This is a genomic window from Polyangium mundeleinium, assembly GCF_028369105.1.
GTDB lineage: Bacteria > Myxococcota_A > Polyangia > Polyangiales > Polyangiaceae > Polyangium > Polyangium mundeleinium.
The window spans coordinates 4,902,816-4,921,980 of the sequence record NZ_JAQNDO010000001.1 but is presented as its reverse complement, the minus strand read 5'-3'; the positions used below and the strand labels follow the sequence as shown (position 1 = coordinate 4,921,980).

At 69.4% G+C, this 19,165-nt stretch carries 15 protein-coding genes; 5 read left to right on the top strand and 10 right to left on the bottom strand.

Features of this window, described 5'->3' with window-relative positions:
• The first annotated feature begins 9 nt into the window (after window positions 1-9).
• Entirely contained in the window at window positions 10-4,059 is a 4,050-nt protein-coding gene (locus POL67_RS19700; protein ID WP_271919217.1) for a serine/threonine-protein kinase, read from the top strand.
• Here POL67_RS19700 and POL67_RS19695 read toward each other — a convergent pair.
• The 7 genes from POL67_RS19695 to POL67_RS19665 all read right to left on the bottom strand — a co-directional run bounded on the left by POL67_RS19695 (window position 4,040) and on the right by POL67_RS19665 (window position 10,354).
• Window positions 4,040-4,579 (bottom strand): hypothetical protein, encoded by a 540-nt coding sequence (locus POL67_RS19695; protein ID WP_271919215.1) that lies wholly within the window; start codon window positions 4,577-4,579, stop codon window positions 4,040-4,042. The genes POL67_RS19700 and POL67_RS19695 overlap by 20 nt on opposite strands.
• Complete coding sequence (locus POL67_RS19690; RefSeq protein WP_271919213.1) at window positions 4,531-5,742, bottom strand: hypothetical protein; 1,212 nt, start codon at window positions 5,740-5,742, stop codon at window positions 4,531-4,533. Before POL67_RS19690 ends, POL67_RS19695 begins: the two co-directional genes overlap by 49 nt.
• Before the next feature lie 3 nt (window positions 5,743-5,745).
• Window positions 5,746-8,361, bottom strand: coding sequence for a dynamin family protein (locus tag POL67_RS19685; RefSeq protein WP_271919211.1), 2,616 nt, complete (start codon window positions 8,359-8,361; stop codon window positions 5,746-5,748).
• Between the two features lie 128 nt (window positions 8,362-8,489).
• A complete protein-coding gene (locus POL67_RS19680) occupies window positions 8,490-9,191 on the bottom strand; it encodes a siderophore-interacting protein (RefSeq protein WP_271919209.1) in 702 nt (233 codons plus the stop codon).
• A 137-nt stretch (window positions 9,192-9,328) separates the two neighbouring features.
• Window positions 9,329-9,820, bottom strand: a complete 492-nt coding sequence (locus tag POL67_RS19675; RefSeq protein WP_271919207.1) for a Fur family transcriptional regulator — start codon at window positions 9,818-9,820, stop codon at window positions 9,329-9,331.
• A gap of 31 nt (window positions 9,821-9,851) precedes the next feature.
• Entirely contained in the window at window positions 9,852-10,136 is a 285-nt protein-coding gene (locus POL67_RS19670) for a hypothetical protein (protein ID WP_271919205.1), read from the bottom strand.
• Window positions 10,133-10,354, bottom strand: coding sequence for a hypothetical protein (locus tag POL67_RS19665; protein ID WP_271919203.1), 222 nt, complete (start codon window positions 10,352-10,354; stop codon window positions 10,133-10,135). Before POL67_RS19665 ends, POL67_RS19670 begins: the two co-directional genes overlap by 4 nt.
• Window positions 10,355-10,554: 200 nt before the next feature.
• Between POL67_RS19665 and POL67_RS19660 the strand changes: the two genes are divergently transcribed.
• The gene (locus tag POL67_RS19660) at window positions 10,555-11,019 is read left to right on the top strand and encodes an SRPBCC family protein (protein WP_271919201.1); all 465 of its coding nucleotides are present in this window, start codon (window positions 10,555-10,557) and stop codon (window positions 11,017-11,019) included.
• A 369-nt stretch (window positions 11,020-11,388) separates the two neighbouring features.
• On the top strand, window positions 11,389-12,843 hold the full coding sequence (locus POL67_RS19655; RefSeq protein WP_271919199.1) for a cytochrome P450: 1,455 nt from the start codon (window positions 11,389-11,391) through the stop codon (window positions 12,841-12,843).
• A 4-nt stretch (window positions 12,844-12,847) separates the two neighbouring features.
• Here the strand turns inward: POL67_RS19655 and POL67_RS19650 are convergent, their stop codons facing one another.
• The 3 genes from POL67_RS19650 to POL67_RS19640 all read right to left on the bottom strand — a co-directional run bounded on the left by POL67_RS19650 (window position 12,848) and on the right by POL67_RS19640 (window position 16,741).
• Window positions 12,848-14,179, bottom strand: coding sequence for a D-arabinono-1,4-lactone oxidase (locus POL67_RS19650; protein WP_271919197.1), 1,332 nt, complete (start codon window positions 14,177-14,179; stop codon window positions 12,848-12,850).
• A gap of 6 nt (window positions 14,180-14,185) precedes the next feature.
• Window positions 14,186-15,868, bottom strand: coding sequence for a lipoxygenase family protein (locus POL67_RS19645; protein WP_271919195.1), 1,683 nt, complete (start codon window positions 15,866-15,868; stop codon window positions 14,186-14,188).
• A gap of 96 nt (window positions 15,869-15,964) precedes the next feature.
• On the bottom strand, window positions 15,965-16,741 hold the full coding sequence (locus POL67_RS19640) for a TerC family protein (RefSeq protein ID WP_271919193.1): 777 nt from the start codon (window positions 16,739-16,741) through the stop codon (window positions 15,965-15,967).
• Between the two features lie 339 nt (window positions 16,742-17,080).
• Between POL67_RS19640 and POL67_RS19635 the strand changes: the two genes are divergently transcribed.
• Together POL67_RS19635 and POL67_RS19630 are read left to right on the top strand one after the other, a co-directional pair.
• Window positions 17,081-17,770 carry a hypothetical protein gene (locus POL67_RS19635; RefSeq protein WP_271919191.1) on the top strand — a complete coding sequence of 230 codons (690 nt, stop codon included), beginning with the start codon at window positions 17,081-17,083 and terminating at the stop codon, window positions 17,768-17,770.
• 111 nt (window positions 17,771-17,881) lie between these two features.
• Window positions 17,882-19,135, top strand: a complete 1,254-nt coding sequence (locus POL67_RS19630; RefSeq protein ID WP_271919189.1) for a sugar MFS transporter — start codon at window positions 17,882-17,884, stop codon at window positions 19,133-19,135.
• Window positions 19,136-19,165: the final 30 nt, after the last annotated feature.

The following is a 19,165-nucleotide window of genomic DNA, read 5'->3' as shown; positions in this document are numbered from 1 at the left end:
TCGTAGGCGGTGCACAAATCAGGTGACGTGATCGGCGGTCGTTTCGTGCTGGAGGAGCCGGCCATCCACGGAGGGATGGGCATCGTCTGGCCCGCCTACGACAAGGACACGCGGGGGCGCGTCGCGATCAAGTTCGTCGCGGAGCCCCGGGACGGCTCCACGCCCAAAGAGAGCTTGCTCCGGAGGTTTCGCGGCGAGATCGAGATCCTCTCCCGGCACCTGCGCAACCACCCGCACATCGTCCGTTACGTCGACCACGGCAGGATCGACAACGAGCCCTGGCTCGCCACGGAGTGGCTCGAAGGCCGGGGCCTCGACAAGGTGCTCGAAAATGGCCCGCTGCGCATCGAGGACACGCTCAAGCTCGGCCATCGCGTCGCGCAGGCCCTCGGCGCCGCGCACGCGGCGGACGTCGTGCACCGCGACATCAAGCCCTCGAACATCCACCTCGTCGGCTCCGACGTCGAGCGGGTGAAGGTGATCGATTTCGGCATCGCGCTCCTCGCGGGCGGCCACATGACCTCGACCGGCGTGGTCATCGGGACCGTGGGCTACATGGCGCCCGAGCAAATCGACTACGGCGGGAACGTGGACGCGACGGCCGACATCTTTTGCCTCGGCGCCGTGCTCTTCGAATGCCTCACCGGCCGCAGGGCCTTCGAGGGCGGCCCGCAGCACGTCGTGCTCGCGAAAATCGTGATGGCCGAGGTGCCGCGCGTCGCGGAGATCCGCCCCGAGGTGCCGTTCGCGCTCTCGGAGCTCATCGCCCGCATGCTCTCGAAGGATCCCTCGCAGCGGCCGCAGAACGGCACCACCGTCGCGAACACGCTCGAGGGCATCGCCAAAAAAGCCTCGACGAGGCCGCCGCTCCCGGAGCGGCGCACGAACCCGGTCATCACGACCTACCCGCCCGCCTCGCCGAGCGACCCCTGGGCCCGCAGGTTCACGCCGATCCCGCCGGCGCCGCCCGTCCCCGCGAGCGAGCGGATGAGCCCGCTGGAAAAACAGCTCCATTTCGTGGTCGCGGCGAAGCCCGTCCCCGACGTCGACGATCTCCTCGCCGACAAGCCCCCGCGTGGTCTGCCGCCCGAGGTCGTCGCCGCGATCCGCGCCGAGGTCGATCCGAAGAAAAACGAGCAGCTCCACGAGCTGCCGGGCGTCGCGCTGCTCATCAAGATCCAAGGCCGGGGCAACCCCGCCGAGATCGCCCGACGCGCAGCGAGGCTCGCGCTCGAGATCGCGGGGCTCGCGAAGGGCTCGCGCGTGGCCATCTTCGCGGCGTACGCCGAGGCGAACGACAAGGCGCCCGTGGGCAAGATGCTCGACGGTGTCTTTCACTTGCTCGACATGCCCACCCTCGATGGGGGCAAGGGGCCGAGGCCCGTGCGCGTCAACGACGTCGCGTGCGCCTTCCTCGACGCGCGCTTCGACGTGACGAGTTACCTCGGCGAGTTCTGGCTGCGCAGCGAGCGCGAGACCACGCGTGCCGTGCGCACGCTGCTCGGCAAGAAGAGCCCCTACATCGGGCGCGACCAGGAGCTCGACACCGTCTGCAAGTACGTCGAGCAGGCGCTCCAGGGCAGGAGGCCGCGGGCCGTGCTCGTGCTCGGCGAGCCGGGCGCCGGCAAGTCGCGCCTTCGCTTCGAGCTCGTCGAGCGCCTCTCCCTCGAAAAGCCGAACCTCAGCGTCGTCCTTGGCCGCGGCGATCCGCTCCGCGCCGGATCGGCCTTCTCCATCGTCGGCTCGGCGCTCCGCAGCGCCGCCGGGATCTCGGCCGGCGAGCCGCCCGACGCGAGCCAGGAGAAGCTCCGCGCGCTCGTCGGGACCTACCTCGCCGGCAGCGACAAACGGCGCGTGACGGAGTTTCTGGGCGAGGTCGTGGGTCTGCATTTCCCCGACGAGGGGCGCACCGAGCTCCGGGCCGCGCGCAGCGACGCGGCCCTCATGGCCGATCACATCAAGGAAGCGTTCTTCGATTTCGTCCGCGCCCTCACGGACAAGACGCCCTTCCTGCTCGTGCTCGAGGAGCTCGAGTGGAGCGACGCCGCGTCGCTGAAGCTCGTGGACGCCGCGCTCGACGCGCTCCGGGATCGGGACTTCGCGGTGCTCGCGCTTTCGCGGCCCGACGTCCGCGAGCGGCTGCCCGGCCTCTGGGAAGGCCGCGAGGTGCAAGACGTCCGGCTCCACCCGCTCCACAAGGACGACGCCGCGCGGATCGTCCGGAGCGCGCTCGGCCCGCAGACTCCGCGCGCCGTGGTCGACCGGATCGTCGAGCTCGGCGCCGGCAACGCGTTTTACCTGGAAGAGCTCATCCGCGCGGTGAACGAGGGCCGCGGCGGCGCCCTGCCCGAGTCGGTGCTCGGCATGGTGGACGCGCGGATCGATTCGAAGTCGCTCGACGACGAGGCGCGGCGGGTCCTGCGCGCCGCGAGCATCTTCGGCGAGGCGGCGTGGGAGGGGGCGCTCGGGCCGATCGTCTTCGGGCACAACGAGCCCACGGGGTCGCTCGGCAAGACGCTCGACAAACTCTGCAATTGCGAGCTGCTCACGCGGAGGCGGCAGAGCCGCTTCGCGGGCGAGACCGAGTACGCCTTCCGCCACCCGCTCCTGCGCGAGGCGGCGTACGCGCGCCTGACGGACGACGATCTCCAGCTCGGCCACAAGCGCGCGGCCGAGTGGTTGCTCGCGGCGGGCGAGAGCGACAAGAGCGTGCTCGCGCTCCACTTCGAGCGCGCCGGCGACGGCCCCCGCGCGGTCGAGTTTTACGTACACGCGGCCGAGCAAGCCCTCTCGGGCGGCGCCCTCGAAGCGGCGATCGACCTCGCCAAGCGAGGCCTCGCTCTCGGCGCCGACGGCGAGGCCGCCGCCGAGCTCTGGGCCATCGCCACGGACGCGCAGAGCTGGCGATCGAGCCACGCCCGCGCCTACGAGGCCGCCCGCTGCGCCTTCCTCTTCGCGCGCCCGGGCAGCCGCCACCACGCCCGCGCCCTCGGCGGCGCGATCCGCTCCGCGCTCGCCCAGGGCGACGCGCAAGGCACGGCCGAGCTCTTCCACAAGCTCCTCGACGAGCGCCCCGCGCCCGACGCGGTCCTCGCGCTCTCGTGGGCCTTCAGCGCCACGATCGACGCGCTCCTCGATCACGAGCCGGCCGCGGCCCTGCCCTACCTCGAGCGCATGCGGCTCGTCACGGCCGCCGCCGCCGAGCGAGAGCCCGTCGTCGCCGCGTGGATGCTGCACACCCACGCCCACTGGACACGCGCGGTCGAGCAGGATCCGGGGGCCGCGCTCGGGCTCGATCGCGAGAGCGTCCTGCGCTTCAAGACGATCGGCGACCGCCGCTATCTCCCTTATGCGCGCATCCACGTCGGCCTCGATCTCCTGCTGCTCGGCGCGCACGAGCAGGCGGACAAGGCGCTCCGGGAGGGCCTCGATCAGGAGCCCGAGGGCAGCCTGACCTCGATCGTGGGCAGCACGTTCGAGGCCCTGCGCAGCCTGGAGCGCGGCGCGTTCGTCCCGGCGCGGGCGATGGCCGAGGACGTGGCCGCCCAGGCCGAATCCCGGGGCGAGCGCCTCGCGGCGCGGCGGGCGCTCCTGCTCGCGGCGCGCGCGAGCATCGCGCTCGGCGAGCTCGACAAGGCCGATCGGATGCTCGGCGCGCTCCGGGCCGCCTCGACGCCCCCGGGCGCGCTCTACGGCGTACGCGCGGCGTTTTTCCTGGCCTCGAAGAAACCGGACAAGACGCTCACGCTCCTCGATCGCGCGCTCGCCTTGCGCCCTTCCCGCGGCGCGCACCCGGCCCCGGCGCCGCCCGAGCTCACGCTCCTGCGCGTCGAGGCGCTCCTCCTCCTCGGCGCGCACCACGAAGCGCGCGCGACGCTCGCCGCGGCCCGCGCCGACATCCACAAGCGCGCGGCGACCCTCCTCGACGACGAGCTACGGAGCTCGTTCCTCAAGGGACGCGCCGCGAACGCCCGCCTGCTTCAGCTCTGCAAGGAGTGGCTCGCGGACGAGCCGGGCGACGACCCGAACCGCCGCCTGATCATCCTCCCCACGCCGTGACACACGCGGCTTCGGCCACGTCGCAGAACTCGCGCTGGATCTGCCCGAGCGTCGCGTCCTGCGCGAGCAGATCCGGATCGAGCTCCTTGAAGAGCCGATCCACCACGGGCACGGCCGCCTCGGCGGCTTCGAGCACGCGCGTCGTCACCTCGGTCTTTGGCTCCGTCGCGGCCACCAGCAGCTCCCGCGCCGGATCCACGAAGACCGGCCCCACGTGCGCGATCGACTTCTCCAGCGTCGCCAGCACCTCGCCCACGTGCCGCTCCACGCCGGCCCGCCGCTCGCGCGCGAGCTGCCGCAGCGCCTCCTCGCGGCCCTGCGTCGCGGCCGTCTCCGCGCTCTGCACCATCGCGGTCACGTGCTGCCGCTCCACGCCGATCTGCTTCATGCGGGCAAGCACGCGCACGGCTTCGTCCTTCTGCCGCCGCATCTCGGCCTTGAGCGCCTCCATCCGCTCGGCCACGCCGAGCTTCACCTGCTGCAGCGAGCCGAGCGCCTTGCGCGCGTCGTCCGCCGACACCGCCCGCGACGGCCGCGACGCCCCGAGCTTCGTCCCGATCTCCCGGATCGTGAGCTCCAGCGTCGCGGCCTTGCTCTGCGCCTCCCCGATCTGCCGCTCGAGCAGCGCTTGCTTCTGCTGCTCCGTCTGCACCTCGACCGACACGCTCGAGTGATCGATCTGGAACTGCTGCAGCGTCGCGAGCCGCTGCCCGTACGTCGCCTGCTGCTGGGCCTTCTGCTCCTCCATCGCGGCGACCTTCGCGCGCCACTCGTCCTTGCCGAACAGCACGGGCTCGTCCTTGCGCGTCTCCACGAGCTGCGCTTCGAGCGCCCCGAGCTCGGCGTGCCTCCGCCGCAGCTCGTCTCCTCCTCGGCGAGCGACGTGACGCTCGCGCGCGCCTGCGTGAGCTCCACCGATCCGGCCGGCGGCACCGTGACGAGCTCCGGCGGCAGATCCTTCGTGATCGGCAGCGTGTCGGGCCACGACGCGGTCGGCTCGGCGTTCACGAACGCGTAGAGGTTCTGGATCGCCTTGCGCAGGAAGGGCAGGCACGTCTGGTAGACGTGATCGAGCTTCGCCGCGTACTTGCGGTACTCCTCGGCCGCGGTCTCGGCGTTCGAGAGGTCCGGGAACGGCACGGTGCGCACGGCGTCGATCGTCTGCTTCGCGCGGATCACCACGGTCTCGGCGAGCGGACCAAACGCCGCCATCTTCTCGGCCCGCTCGGCGGCGGCGCGCGCCTCTTCCTCCGCGCGCAGACGCGCCGCCGCGGTGCGCGCCGCGTTCGGCAGCTCCCGCAGATCGGAGAGCCTGCGCCGGTGCCCGAGGATCTCGTTCCGCGCGGACGCGACGAGCCGCTGCACGCGCGCGAGGTTCTCGTTGTCCTCGCCCTGGAAACCGAACCGCCCGGCGACCTCGTAGATGTCGTTCATATCCGAGAGGTCTTTCCCGTCGACCGGCCTCCACAACGCGGCGAGCGCTTGCTCGGACGGCGCGGGATCTTCCAGCGCGGCGAGGAGCGGCGCGTAGGCGACGGGCGCGAGCGGCTCGGCGAGCGGCGCGAGCGCGTCCTTCGCCGTGAGGTGCAGGCGCGTCAGGTTCTGCCAGGCCGCGCCGAGCTGGTTCACGACCGTCTCGTAGAACCGAACGTAACTCGACAAACGCGCGAGATCGTAGGCCACGGTCTAGGCTCCTGCTTTCTGGGGCGGGGCGTTCCCACCGAAGAGCTCCTCGAGCGCCTCGATGTCCGCGCGCGCCCGCTCCTTCTCCGCTTCGATCGCGGCGAACTTGTGCGGCCAGATCCGCGCGCACTCGCTGCGCACCCACCGCCTTAGCGACTGCTCCCCTTCGCGATCGAGCCACGAGTCGTGCACCGTGCGCACCGCCTCCTCGTGGTACTTCTGCAGGCCCCGCGGGTGCTTCGCCAGCGCTTCGAGGAAGTCGCAGATCCGCTCCACGTCCACGCGCACCCGCGACAGCATCTTCGACCAGTCGCGCCCGTTCGCCGTCGCCGCGGGCGCCGCCGCCGCGCCGGGGTTGGTCTGCGGGGGTTTTGTACTGCCGGCCGGCGCCGCGCCTGCTTGCGGGGCCTGCTGTCTCGGCACGGGCATCGCCGCGCCCACCGTGGGAAAACCTCCGATCGCGGGCGCAGGCGCAGGCGCAGGCGCCGCTCCCGCCGCCGCGTTGCCGTCGGGCTCTCCGAACCCGAGCTTCGCCTTCACCGAGCCGATGACGCCGCTCGCGGCCGCGGCCGCGCCCGTCGCCGACCCTTGCGCCTTGTCGGCGATCCCCATCCCGAAGAACTGCTCGAGCCCGCGCATCTCGCGCTCGCGGATCTCGCGATCGTAGGGATCCGTCGCGTCGAGGATGTCCACGATCTGCCGCGCGAAGTACCGGGAGAGCACCTCGAACGCGACGTCGGCCTTGGCCATCTCCTGGTTCTGGTAACGAACCACGCTCTCCGAGACGTGCCCCGACCGGCCGAGCGCGTCGATCCGCTCGATCAGCGTCTTGCCCGACGCGAGCAGCACCTCCATTCGCCCGCCCTCGTAGGTCGCCTCGATGAACATCTCGTGCAGCATCCGCTCCACGCTCTCGCGCGCCGTGTTGCGGAAATCCTCGCCGAGCCCCGCGATCCGCGACGCCACGCGCTCGCGCATCTGCTTGCGCATCTCGATCTCGACGGCGGTCTCGTTCATGAGCCCCGGGCTCGGCATCTGCCGCCGCTTCGCCTCCGCCTCCTCGGGCGTGAGCCGCGCGAGCAGATCGCTCCGGATCTGATCGATTCGAACGTCCGCGCGCGCGGCCCGGGCCGATCGCTGCGTGTCGCTCATCTCGAAGTCCATGAAGCCCGACATGCGCTTGCGGATCTCGGGCAAGAGCCCCGTCGGATCCTCGCCCGACTGGATGTGCTCGTAGTGCAGATCGAAGACCTGCTCGGCGCGCCGATCGAACTCCCGATCGCTGAGCCCGTCCTTCACCGTCACGAGCACGCCGCGGAGCAGCGCCTCGACCTCGCCGAACTCCGCGTTGATCGCCTGCGTGACCTTGCGATCGAGCGCCTCGACGTCGGTCGACAGGTAGCGCTCCACCGCGTCCTTCAGTTTGTCGAGCCCGTTCACGGGCGTCGTCGCGCTGAAGAAGTCCATGAGCTGGCGCGCCACCGGGTGCTGCGTGTCCACGCCCTGGTGCACCCACACCTTCGAGTACGGGAAGATGCGATCGACGCCCTGCTCGCGGAAGTTCCGCGCCGCGAGCGACCAGTGCCAGTTGCCGTTCTCGTCGGCGTGATCGAAGAGATCCACCTTCGTCAGCACCACGAAGATCCGGTCCTTCAGCGAGATGCTCCGGTCGGCCGTCTGCGCCATGCGGAGCAGCTCGACCTCGTTGCGCACGAGCGAGGGCCGGGTGATGTCCTTGACGAAGATCGTGACGTCGACCTCGTTCGCGAGCGCCTCCTCGGTGTCGCGCCGCGCCTTGTCCGAGGGCGCGTCGATGCCGGGCAGATCCATCAGCTCGACGCCGGGCATCGCGCCCTCGACGGGGATCGTGACCGTGACGATCTTCACGGCCCGCACGCCCGGGTAGGGCCTGTTCCCGTTCTTCGTGTCCTTCAGCGCGATGTAGGGCCGGATCTGCTCGGCGAGCGCGTCGAGGCTACTCGCCGTGATCTTCTCGGGCGCCCGACCGAGCCGCGCCTTGATCTCGGAGAGCCCGGCGCTGATCTCCACGAGCTCGGCGAGCGCCGTCTGCTCGCGCCGCCCTGCGCGATCCGGATCGTCGACGTCGTAGCCTTCGCGCGTCTTGAAGCTCGCCTTGAGCCGGAGGATCTCGGCCTGGTTCAGGCCCTGCCAGCGCTCGACGCTGCCGGGCTCCAGCGCGTCGAAGTAGCTCTGGATGCGGGCCTTGAAATCGGCCTCGTTGTAGTAGGTGACGGTCGCGGCGAACTGCCCGGCCTCGCCTGGCTCGATGACCGTGGTGCTCCAGGTGCAGCGCTCGGCCTCGCTCGGCAGGAGTTTTTCACTTTTCAGCCACGCCGACAGGAACGCGCTCTTGCCCTGCTTCTCCAGGCCGACGACGCCGATCTTCACGACGCCCTTGGCGAGCCGCTTCTCCCGATCGAGCGCGCGGCCGCGCAGATCCTCGAGCTTGCCGCGGATCTGGCGGAGCTGGCGGGCGTTGTCGCTCTCGGGCTGGAAGTAACTCGCGAAGCGGTCGCAGAGCTGCCGGTAGCGCAGGACCTTGTCGGCGATCCTGCGGAGCTCACGAGCGTTTTCCTTGCGGCCTTCAGGGCTCCACATGGCCGACATGGCAAGCCAATCGGGCCGAGGGTGTCAACAGGGAAGCGGTTGCGGGAGCGGGAGCAGGCGCAAGTGCCGGGGCGGGAGCCGTGGTTCGACGGGCCGTGTGAGCCGGCCCCTTGCCAGCTTCAATCGAGACCACGCTTGCCCGGAGCCCAGTAAGCCTTGTTCTTCTGCGCCGCGAACGCGACGCGATCCCTCTGGGCCAGCCGCCGGATCGCCTGGATGGTCTGTGCTTTGCCGGTCAAGACCAGCGCGCTCGACGTCTGCGAGGCCGCCTTCACGGCGGACCACAGCGCATCGACGTGCGCGTCTCCGGCGGCACGGGCCACGAACGAGGCGTCGCGAAGGCCGATGGCATCCGCTGCGGCCTGTGTGGCGGCGACGTCGTCGACCTCGAGCACCACCGTGCTGGGCCTGCCCAGCTCCCCGAGCGAGCGACCCACCGCGAGCGAGGTCTCGTCCCCGACCAGCACCGCCGGAGACGGGAGCGCCCGGAGCGGCAACGAGCCCCGCGGCCCGAAGAGAAACACCTCGTCGCCTGCGCGGACGGCGCGCCCCCAACGCGCCCCCGGCCCGTCCCCGTGCAGAAACGCGAGCAGGCTCGCGCGCCCCGCGGCCGCATCGAACGCAAAGGGCGTGTAGGTACGGAAGTCCCCGTCGATCATCACCTGCACCTTGTCCCCCGGCGCGCAGCGCGGCCCGGTGAGCGCCTCGCCCGCGAGCACGATGAGGCGAAAACGCGCTGCCACGTCGGTGACGTGCTCGACCCGAACGGCGCGTAAAATCGGCTTGAGGAGCCCGCCGAGGGCTTGCTTGATGGCGCTCATGTCATTGCCTCCCAATACGTGTGTCGGTGGGTCGTGGGCGACGAAGCCCTTCGATCTGGTTCACATCGTCCAGCAGCGTCTTCTTGAGCTCGCCCGCGCCGTGGGACCATCCTGCGAGTCATTTGCATCGTCCTCGATCAACGCGCGCCCCCTTTGGGCGCGCACCTGGAGCAAAGGCCGAAGAGCTCGTGCACGTGTCCCGTCAGGAAAAAGCCGAACTGCTCGGCGATGTTGCGCTGAAGCACCTCGATGGCCTCGAACTCGAACTCGACGACCTTGCCGCAGGAGGTGCAGATGAGGTGGTCGTGGTGGTCGCGTTCGAACGCGCGCTCGTAGCGGTGTCCTTCGCCCGCCGAGACCATCGTTTCCTGAAGGAGCCCCGCTTCCACCAGCAAGGGCACGATGCGGTAGACCGTGGCCGGGTGCGCTTCGACCGTGCCCGTCTCTCGGAGCGTCTTCACCAGGTCTTCGACCGTGAAGTGCCCGTCGTACGCGAGGGCCACGCGGGCCACGGCGTCACGAACCTCCGAGTTCTTCAGCCCCTTGGCGCGCACGACGCCGTGGAGCTGTTCGAGGGCTCGGTGGATGCCGACGGAGTCGAGGACGGGAGGTTGGGCTGCCCTGCGCATGGTCCTATCGTGCGAGCGCTTCGCAAGATCCTCAATAGGCCCACGAGCGGCGCGTGATCCGCGGCGCGGGTGGCCTGTCTTCGGGCGGGTCGCGAGGGCGGAGCTCGAACGGGTCGCCGAGGTGGCCGACCAGCAGGCTCACGGCGTACGAGGCGAGAGAGACGCTCGCGATGCCGAAGAACCCGCGGGTCCCCACCCAACCTGCCGCGACCGCCCCGAGGCTGGCCACGAAGCCGACCATCCCGAAGAGGCCGAGCCCGAGGACGCAGGCGGACCAGCGCTCGATGCAGCGGCAACACCAGCGGCGCGTCTTCACGCGAGCCCTCGCGACGAGCCGAGCTCGGCATTCCGTTGCGCATACACCGTCGCCGCCGCTTCGCCGAGGACGACCCACAACGCTTCGAGGGCCAGCGGGTCGACGCGCACGGTGGTGGTGCCGAGATGGATCGATACGCACTCGCACGCGGCGCACTGCTGCACGTGGGCGATGTCGTTCCTTGCGAGCGTCACTTGATGGCAGGGGGGCGCGTGCATGAGGTCCTCTGGTCGGCGATGATGGTGCGAATGACTCGCGTTGTCAACAGTCACCATCCAAGACCGTCCGGGTTCCTCGACGGCCCGCGAGGCAGGCGAGGCTGTTTCGTGCAACCAGTTCGCATGGTTGGCCCCCGCGCCGCGTCGGCTCGTACGCGCATGGAGGTGCAACCCGGTGCGAGATCGGGCAGCCTTTCGCCATGCACCGACTCTCGTTCACCTCCGAGCACCGGATCGACGCGCCGCCCGAGCGTGTCTTCGAGGCGATGACCAACCCCGAGGGCTTCGGCGACTGGATGAAGGGCTTCGTGCGGGCCGAACGCCTCACGCCCGGCGAATTCGGTGTCGGCACCACGTTCCGCGAGACGCGCAAGATGTTCGGCAAGGAGGCCACCGAGCATTTCGAGGTCACCACCTGCGTGCCGGGAAAACGCCTCGGCCTCAAGGTCGACGGGACCAAGGGGACCACGGGCAAAGGCGAATACCGCTTCGATTACGATTTCGAGCCCGCCGGCACGGGGACGCTCGTGCGGACCAGCGCGGTCATCGACATGCCCGGCGGCCTGTTCACGAAGATCATGGGCAAGCTCATGGGCGGCGCCTTCAAGAAGGCGTGTGACAAGGACCTGGACGCGCTGAAAACCTACATGGAGCGGGGTCGCTGATCGGCGGCGGCGCGTGCGCCCAGAGGCTGCGCATCGAGGGCCGAGCCCCTCGACACGTGTCGACCCCCGCAGTCCAACCTGACCCGACCCCCTCGACGCGTGGCGACCCCCGCGGTCCAACCTGACCCGACCCCCTCGACGCGCGGCGACCCCCGCGGTCCAACCTGACCCGACCCCCTCGACGCGCGGCGACCCCCGCGGTCCAACCTGACCCGAGCCCCTCGACGCGCGGCGACCCCCGCGGTCCCATCTCTCCGACGCCCATTGACGCGCGTCGACCCCCGCGGTCCAACCTGACCAGCCCCCCTCGACACGCGTCGACCCCCGCGGCACCGCGCAGACGCCCGCATCTTCCCTTCCCCACCGCCCATGACCATGAACATCACGGCCATACCGGTCCTCTCGGGTTCCCGCGGCCTGCTCGGGCACGTGGCGGAGATGCGCGAGGATCGTCTCACCCTTCTGCGGCGCGCCGCGCGCGAGCTCGACGACATCGGGCGCCTCCGATTCCTGCACCGCCACGTGCTGCTGCTCAACACGCCCGCGCTCGTCCACGAGGTGCTGGTCGAGAAGGCAAAGAGCTTCGACAAGCCGCTCGCCACGCGCGTCAGCCTGACGCCCCTCGTGGGCGACGGCCTGCTCTCCAGCAAAACGGACACGCGCTGGCGGCGGCGACGTCGCATCGTGGCCCCGCTCTTCTCGCATGCGGAGTCCGCGCGCTTCGGCGAGGTGATGGTCCATTCCGCGGTGCAAGTGGCGTCGCGGTGGAACGAGGGCGCGGTGATCCCCGTGATGCGCGAGGCCACACGCATCGCAATGGCGGTGATCACGGCGTGCCTGTTCTCGACCGAGGATCTGGAGCTCGCCGATACGATCAGCAAACCCTTGACCGGCGCGCTGGAGTGGACCGGGCATTACGGCACCTCGCCCGCCATGATGGGGCAGCTCGTCGCGCACAATTTGCTCCGGGGGCTCTCGCGGCGGCTCGACGGGAGCGCCGCCGCGCGGCTGGAAAAGCTCGGCGCGTGGCTGGAGCAGCCGTTTCTCGTGCCAGGGGCGCGCACGTCGGCGATGCGGGCCGATCTGGCCCGGATCGAGGAACGTCTGCTCCCGCTCGTCACCGCCCGTCGCGCCGCGGGAGGGACCAAGTCCGATCTGCTGGAGCTTTTGCTCCGCGCCTGCGAACAGGAAGGGCACCTGAGCGATCGGGAGCTGCGCGACGAGGTGGTCACGTTTTTCGTCGCGGGCAACGAGACCACCGCCTCGGGAATCACGTGGGCGCTTTCTCTGCTCGATCGAAATCCTGCGGTGCTTTCGGCGCTGGAGCGCGAGGTGGACGCGCTCGGAGGCCGGCGGCCCACGGTGGAGGATCTTCCTCGCCTGGCGCTCTGCGCGCAGGCATTCAAGGAAGCCTTGCGCCTGTATCCGCCCATTTACCTGTTCGCACGAGAGAGCGTGGAAGACGTGGTGATCGGGCGCTACCACGTCCCGGCGGGGACGTCGGTCTACATCGCGCCGTACATGATCCACCGTGATCCCGCGCTGTATCCCGATCCGGAGCGCTTTGATCCCGCCCGCTTCACGCCCGAGGCCGAGGCGGCGCGCCCGCGCCTCGCCTGGATGCCCTTCGGCGCGGGACCACGCGTCTGCGTGGGCGCCGCATTTGCCCACCTCGAAGGGACGCTGGTCCTGGCGACGCTCCTGCAGCGGTTTCGCTTCGAGCGGGTCGAGGATCGCCCCGTGGATCCGCTCCCGTTCATCACCCTGCGACCTGCGTGGGATTTGCCGATGCGGGTGCGGCGACGCGAGCCGATCCCCGGGTGAAGGCTCAGAGCCCGAACACCTCGCGCTCCAAAAACTCGTTCAAGAACACCCCCTCCGGATCGAATCGCGCCCGCTGCACCAGGAAATCCCCCATCCGATCGAATCGATGCCGCCATGTGGCCGGCGCGAGCAAGAGCTTCCCCCAGTGCGGTCGCATGGCAGGAATCGCGTCGATCAGCCGGTCATGCGCCTCCTGGCGAAAACGATCGAAGGCAGGCGTCCCTCGCACCGTCGCCACCTCGATGAAGCAGCTCGCGCGGCCCTCGCACGCCGCGAGGTACGAATCACTCGGCCCCGTGAACCGCGCCAGGAGCCCCAGGTTCACCGGATAACGTCCCCTCGCCCGGTCGTCCTCCAGCGCGGCCCGGAGGATCTGGAACGCCCGCGCAGCCGACTCGATCGGCACCGAGCACGAGAAATCCAGGCAACGTGGATACTGATCGATATGGTGCCACTCCCGGGTCGCGTCTCGCACCCACGCCCCCTCGGCGAACATCACCACCCGGCCAAACCGCATCAGCCGGGGTGCCAGATCCGGGCGCAATCGCTCGATCCCGGGCATCAGCACCTCTCCGGCCAGGACCCCCGTCCGCATTCGCAAGGGATGCAGCACAGCGCTGGGCCATAATTCGGGCGTCTCGGGCGCCGTCGTCCGCTCGAGCCCCCGCACCAGCACGTCCGCCTCGCCCGGCATCCACATCAGCTCGGCAAACTCGTAGGTGGACGTCAGATCGGAGAGCTCCGCGATCACATGATCGAGCGGGTGATAGCGCTGCTCCACCTTCACGCGGAACGCCGGCTCGCAGCGCAACGTGACCGCATGGACCACGCCCAGCGCGCCGAGGCTCACCCGCGCGGCGCGCAGCGCGGACAGGTCCGTCCGGTCGATCTCCACCACCTCGCCCCGCGCGGTGATGAGCGAAAGCGACTCGATGCCATCGGAAAAACATCCCGCGGTGAGCCGCGTCCCGTGGGATCCCGTCGCGGCGGCCCCTCCCACCGTCACGAGATCGAACATCGGCGGGCTGATCAGCGAGAGGCCTTTGGCGCGCAAGATACGCGTGAGCGCCCGGATCGTGATGCCCGCCTCGACCCGGACCGTGGGAGGATCCCCGCCCTCGTCGAGTGATAGACAGCGATCCAGGCGCCGCATGTGGATCAAGGTGTCCCGCGTCGGCACGAGCGGGCTCCACGAATACCCCCCGCCACAGAGCCGCACCCGACCTCGGGACGCGCCCTGTTTCACCGCGCGCGTGAGCTCCGAGAGGCTCTCCGGCTCCACCACGTGTGCCGTGCAGCGCAGGTTCCCGCTCCAGTTTTCCCACGATGTTTGCATAGGATCCTAGAAATGGACGCTGCCCGGGACCAAGCTGGGGAGGAGGTAACGATAAGGCCGGGGACGACGCCGGTTGCGTTCTTCGATCTCCACCTCGATCGCCGCCAAATCACGCTGGAACCGCTGGAGCGCGGACCGCGCCGGAAGCGAGCGCCCGAGGCGCGACGACCGGTATTCCCCAAAGCGGCTGGCGCGGTGGACGGCGATGGCGCTGTAATGAACTTGCGTGGCCGCCGACGTGAGGGGTGGGAAAAGCGACTCGAAGGAGAGGGGCGCGCCGTCGCGGGGGGGCGGGCGATAGATGGCGGCGGGGAACCCCTCGATCAGCGAGTAGAAATCGGGCTGCGCATAATGCAGCGCCGAATGCTTGGGGCCCGCGGTGAACAGCGCCTGCGTCAGGACCTCGACCAGCGCCTCCCGTGTGCCCAGCCGGCCGTCTTCCGTCACCCGCCCGAGATCGCCGCCCTCGGGCGCCAAGAGCTCGGCGAACCAGGCTTGCAGCTCGTGATCGTCCGCCACATCGGCGTCGCCGCGATAAAACAGCTCTACGTACGAGGCCACGAAACGCCGAATGGCCGCGACGTGCAGGCGCGCGTCGTCGCGATAGGGGTAATCGAGGGGGGATGCGGCGACCCCGCGCCGGGTGAGATCACGCTCCAGCTCCAGGTCGTAGAACGTGCTGCTGGTCCGCGCCTCCACCAGCACGGCGCGCATCTCGGCCAGCGTGCCGCCGTAGATGGTGCCGAAATGGCTGGAGGTATCACGCAGAAGATCGTTGCCGTCCGCATTGACCTGGAGCGTCCAGCGCAGGTGCGGCTCGAGCAGGACATGCACCGGATGCTCGGCGGCCAGGCAACGCGGCGTCGCCATCGCGAAGGCCTCGATGATCGTATGGACCTGGCCCAGGTGGCTCCCGAAGATATGCACGTTCATCTCGGCGGCCTGGGCGTAGAGCTTCGCCATTTCCCACGTGGCCCCGTCGCCGGGGCGGTACACGGGGTTCGGCGCGGGCGCGTCCGGGCCGTCGAGCTGAATGGCGATGGGGTGGAGATCGCAGAGGGCCCCTTTTTCGGGGCGCATCTGGAAAAGCACCCGCGGAGCGGCCATGTAGCGATCACGCCAGCGCGAATCGCGGGGCCGTCGCGGGTGCAGGGCGCGCCGGAGCAAGGAAAAATCGACGGCGAACAGGCGTCCGGCCTCGACCTCGACCTCGGGCGCGAGCGATGGGGCGAATGCAGCGTCGGGCGAGAAGAGGGCTGTGAGGTGGGCGGGATCCTGGACGCGCTCGATCAACACGGGACAGGGGCCGTCCAGGCGCTGCCGCGCGAACGCGTCATCGAGCGCGTCGGCGGCGTCGACCCAGTTCGGCCGCGGGACGCCCAGCGAGAGCAAGCGAAACCGATCCCCGTCGCGCAGCAGGCCAAGCGCCTCCGCGGCGCGGCCGAGCCCGGTCTGCAGGGCCCGGCGCGTCAGCGACGGCAGGAGCACGGGCAAAAGCTTCAGCACCCACGCCGGGCTGTACCATTCGCGGAGCGGGAAGCGTTTTGCGGTCGGGACGGGGTACAGCCAGTGTGTCTCGGGATCACGCGGCTCGTATTCGTAGAGCCGCCGGGTCCGCGCGATGCGCTCCTTCCGCGCCTCGCCGTCGGTCGCGTGCTGCGGAAGGCCGATGCGATCCAAGAAGGACATATGGTGATTCTGCGGGACCACGCGTGTCCTCGTCCACCAAATCCTTCCGTTGCGATCTCCATGCCATCGGGCGCGTTTCGGGGGCCTTTCCGTTCGTCAGGGCGCGGCCCCGGGGCTCGCCGCGGGCGCCGCCTCCGGCGCATTCTTTCGCCGCTTTTTGCGGAACCGCATGTTGAGCAGCTCCACCCCGAGCGCGAAGGCCATGGCGAAGTAGATGTAGCCCTTCGGAATCTTCTGCCCCATCCCCTCGGCCACGAGCATCACGCCGATCAGGAGCAGGAACGCGAGCGCGAGCAGCTTCACCGACGGATGCGCGAGGACGAACCCCGAGATCCCCTTCGCGAACACGAGCATCACGCCCACGGAGACCATGACCGCGGTCACCATGACCCACATCTGCTCGGGCGGGATCATGCCCACCGCCGTGATCACGGAGTCGAGCGAGAACACGATGTCGAGCGCCAGGATCTGCGCGATCACGAGCCCCACGCTCACCGCCTTGCCCCCGCTTCCGTGCGCCTCCTCCTCGTCCTGCTCGACCTTCGCGTAGATCTCGTTCGTCGACTTGCCCATCAGGAACAGGCCGCCGATGAGCAGGATCAGGCTCTTGCCCGAGATCGCCGCGCCCACGACGGGCAACGTGAAGAGCGGCCGCGTGAGGCCCATCAGGAAGCTGATCGTGAAGAGCAGGCCGATCCGCATCACGAGCGCGAGCAGGAGCCCCATCCGACCGACGCCGTCCCTCTTGTCCGGCGGCAGGCGCGCCGTGAGGATCGAGATGAACACGACGTTGTCGATGCCGAGCACGATCTCCATCGCGCAGAGCGAGATCAGCGCAACCCAAGTCTCCGGATCCTGGATCCCCGAAAACATCCTCTCACACGTCCCTTTCCTGCCTCATGGCGGGCGACATGAACCCGTTTCTACACCAACCATCGGCGGCGCGCGCCGGGGTTCTCGGTTCTAGGGCGCGCTTGCGCGAAGGGAAGAGCGCGCGCCCACCTCCGCTCCCCTGCCCCCCCGGGACGATCGCTCGGAAGGTGCTGCCCCAAGTGAGGCGCTACACGATCGGGCCTGGATCGGGTAAGCAGGAACCATGGTTTCCGTTCCCGAACCGACTTCGGGCGTCGGGATCGCCCCGGCGGAGGCGGGCGCCCTCATCGTTCGTGTGGCCCGGGAGGGTCGGATCACGACGCTGGGGAGGCTCTCTCCATGAGGGGAACGTTCCCGTATTTTGATCCCGAGCAATGTGATTGTGGCCCTGCCACCGGAGCGATCCGGCGGATCCTCCACGAATGGGCGTCCGTGGATTGGTTCGAGCCGCCGCGCCACGATTCTGACGTGGAGCGCGCCGTGAGGCTTTTGCGCGAACACCACACCCTGGTGAGGTCGTACCAGCCGGCGTTGCTCTCCGAGCGTTTCGAGGTGCGTCCGTCCATCGGCGACGGCTCCCACTTCTCGACGTTGTGCGAGCAAGCGAGCGCATCCATCGAAACATGGGACTGGAAGTACGGGGTGCTCAAGCCCCTCTCGCGCCGGCACATGGAGGCGCAGGGCTGGGATCGCAAGGCGCATGCGCGGCCGCTCGTGTGGAAAGATGGCCCTCGCCCCCGCACCGGCGACCTCATCGTGAAGGTCGCCACCACCGTGGTGTGGAACGCGTACGCCGTGGTGGACCTGCGCGCCGCGCTGCCCCCCGACCGCGTCAAGGCGGCAGAGTGGTATCTCTTATATGCGAATGTGGATTTCATCGATTGCCTCGAATGGCAGCTCGCCGAGAACCACGACCGCCTCGACGCCAATCCCTTCTTTCCGCTCGTGCAATGTTATGGCGCCGGCGCCTACCCGTTCAGCCTGAGCCCCACCTCGTACGTGCTGCACGCATTCGCCCGACCCGCGTAAGGCCGAGCTTCGCGACAAAGATGTCCAGGCTGCTCGCGCGTGCCCTGGAGACGAGCCAGCGCGGCGTGATTGTTCGTGGCGCGCCTGCGCCGGCCGTGAGAAGACAAGGGCATGGAGGTATCGACCCCTCGGACGACGGCGGTCGCGGACGTGCCTTCCCGGACCCACGTCGGCGCGCTCGGCGTCGTGACCACGATCTTTTTCATGTGGGGCTTCATGACCTGCATGAACGACATCCTCATCCCGCACCTGAAGAACGTGTTCCACCTCGGGTATGCCGAGGGCGCGCTCGTCCAATTCTCATTTTTCTCGGCCTATTTCCTGATGTCGCTGCCGGCCGGCAAGCTCGTCGCGCGGATCGGCTACAAACGAGGCCTCCCGCTCGGCCTCGCGACCGGCGGCGTCGGCGCGCTCCTGTTTTATCCGGCCGCCAGCTTGCCCTCGTATCCGTTTTTCCTGGCCGCGCTCTTCGTGCTCGCGACGGGAATCACGATCCTCCAGGTCACCGCGAATCCCTACGTCGCCGTGCTCGGCCCGTCGGCCACCGCGTCGAGCCGCCTGAACCTCACGCAGGCCTTCAACTCGCTCGGCACCACGGTGGCGCCCTATTTCGGCGGACACTTCATCCTCGGCGCCGTGAAACAAGCGGAGAACCCGCTCGCCGAGGCGCACGCCGTCCGCATGCCCTACCTCGGCCTCGCGGTCATGCTCTTCGTGCTCGCCTTCGCGCTCGCGCTCCTCAAGCTCCCGACGATTTCGGCGGTCGAGGGCGAAGAGGCGAAACACGGCTCATTCCTCGACGCGCTCCGCTTTTCGCATTTGCGACGCGCCGCCCTCGGCATCTTTCTTTACGTCGGCGCCGAGGTCTCGATTGGCAGCTTCCTCGTCAATTTCTTCGGGCTCGCCGCGATCGGGGCGATGACCGAAGCACAGGCGGCGAAATACGTGTCCCTCTACTGGGGCGGGGCGATGGTGGGCCGCTTCATCGGCGCGGCGATCCTGCGCAAGCACGATCCGGGGCGGGTGCTCGGGGCGAGCGCGATCGTCGCGGCGCTGCTCGTGACGGCGACCGTCTTGCTCGACGGGCCCGTGGCGATGGGGACCATCCTCGTGGTCGGGCTCTTCAACTCCATCATGTTCCCGACCATCTTCACGCTGGGCATCGAGGGCCTCGGCAAGCTCACGAGCCAGGGGTCGAGCATCCTCGTCATGTCGATCGTCGGCGGCGCGATCGTCCCCGTGCTCTTCGGCTGGCTCGCCGACGCGCTCGGCGTCCACCAGGCCTTCCTCCTGCCCGCGCTCTGCTACGTCTACATCGTCCACTTCGGCTTTCGTGGCTCCCGCCACGCGGCCCTTGCCGCGTGAGGTGATCGCTCACGCGCCGAAATTTCGTTA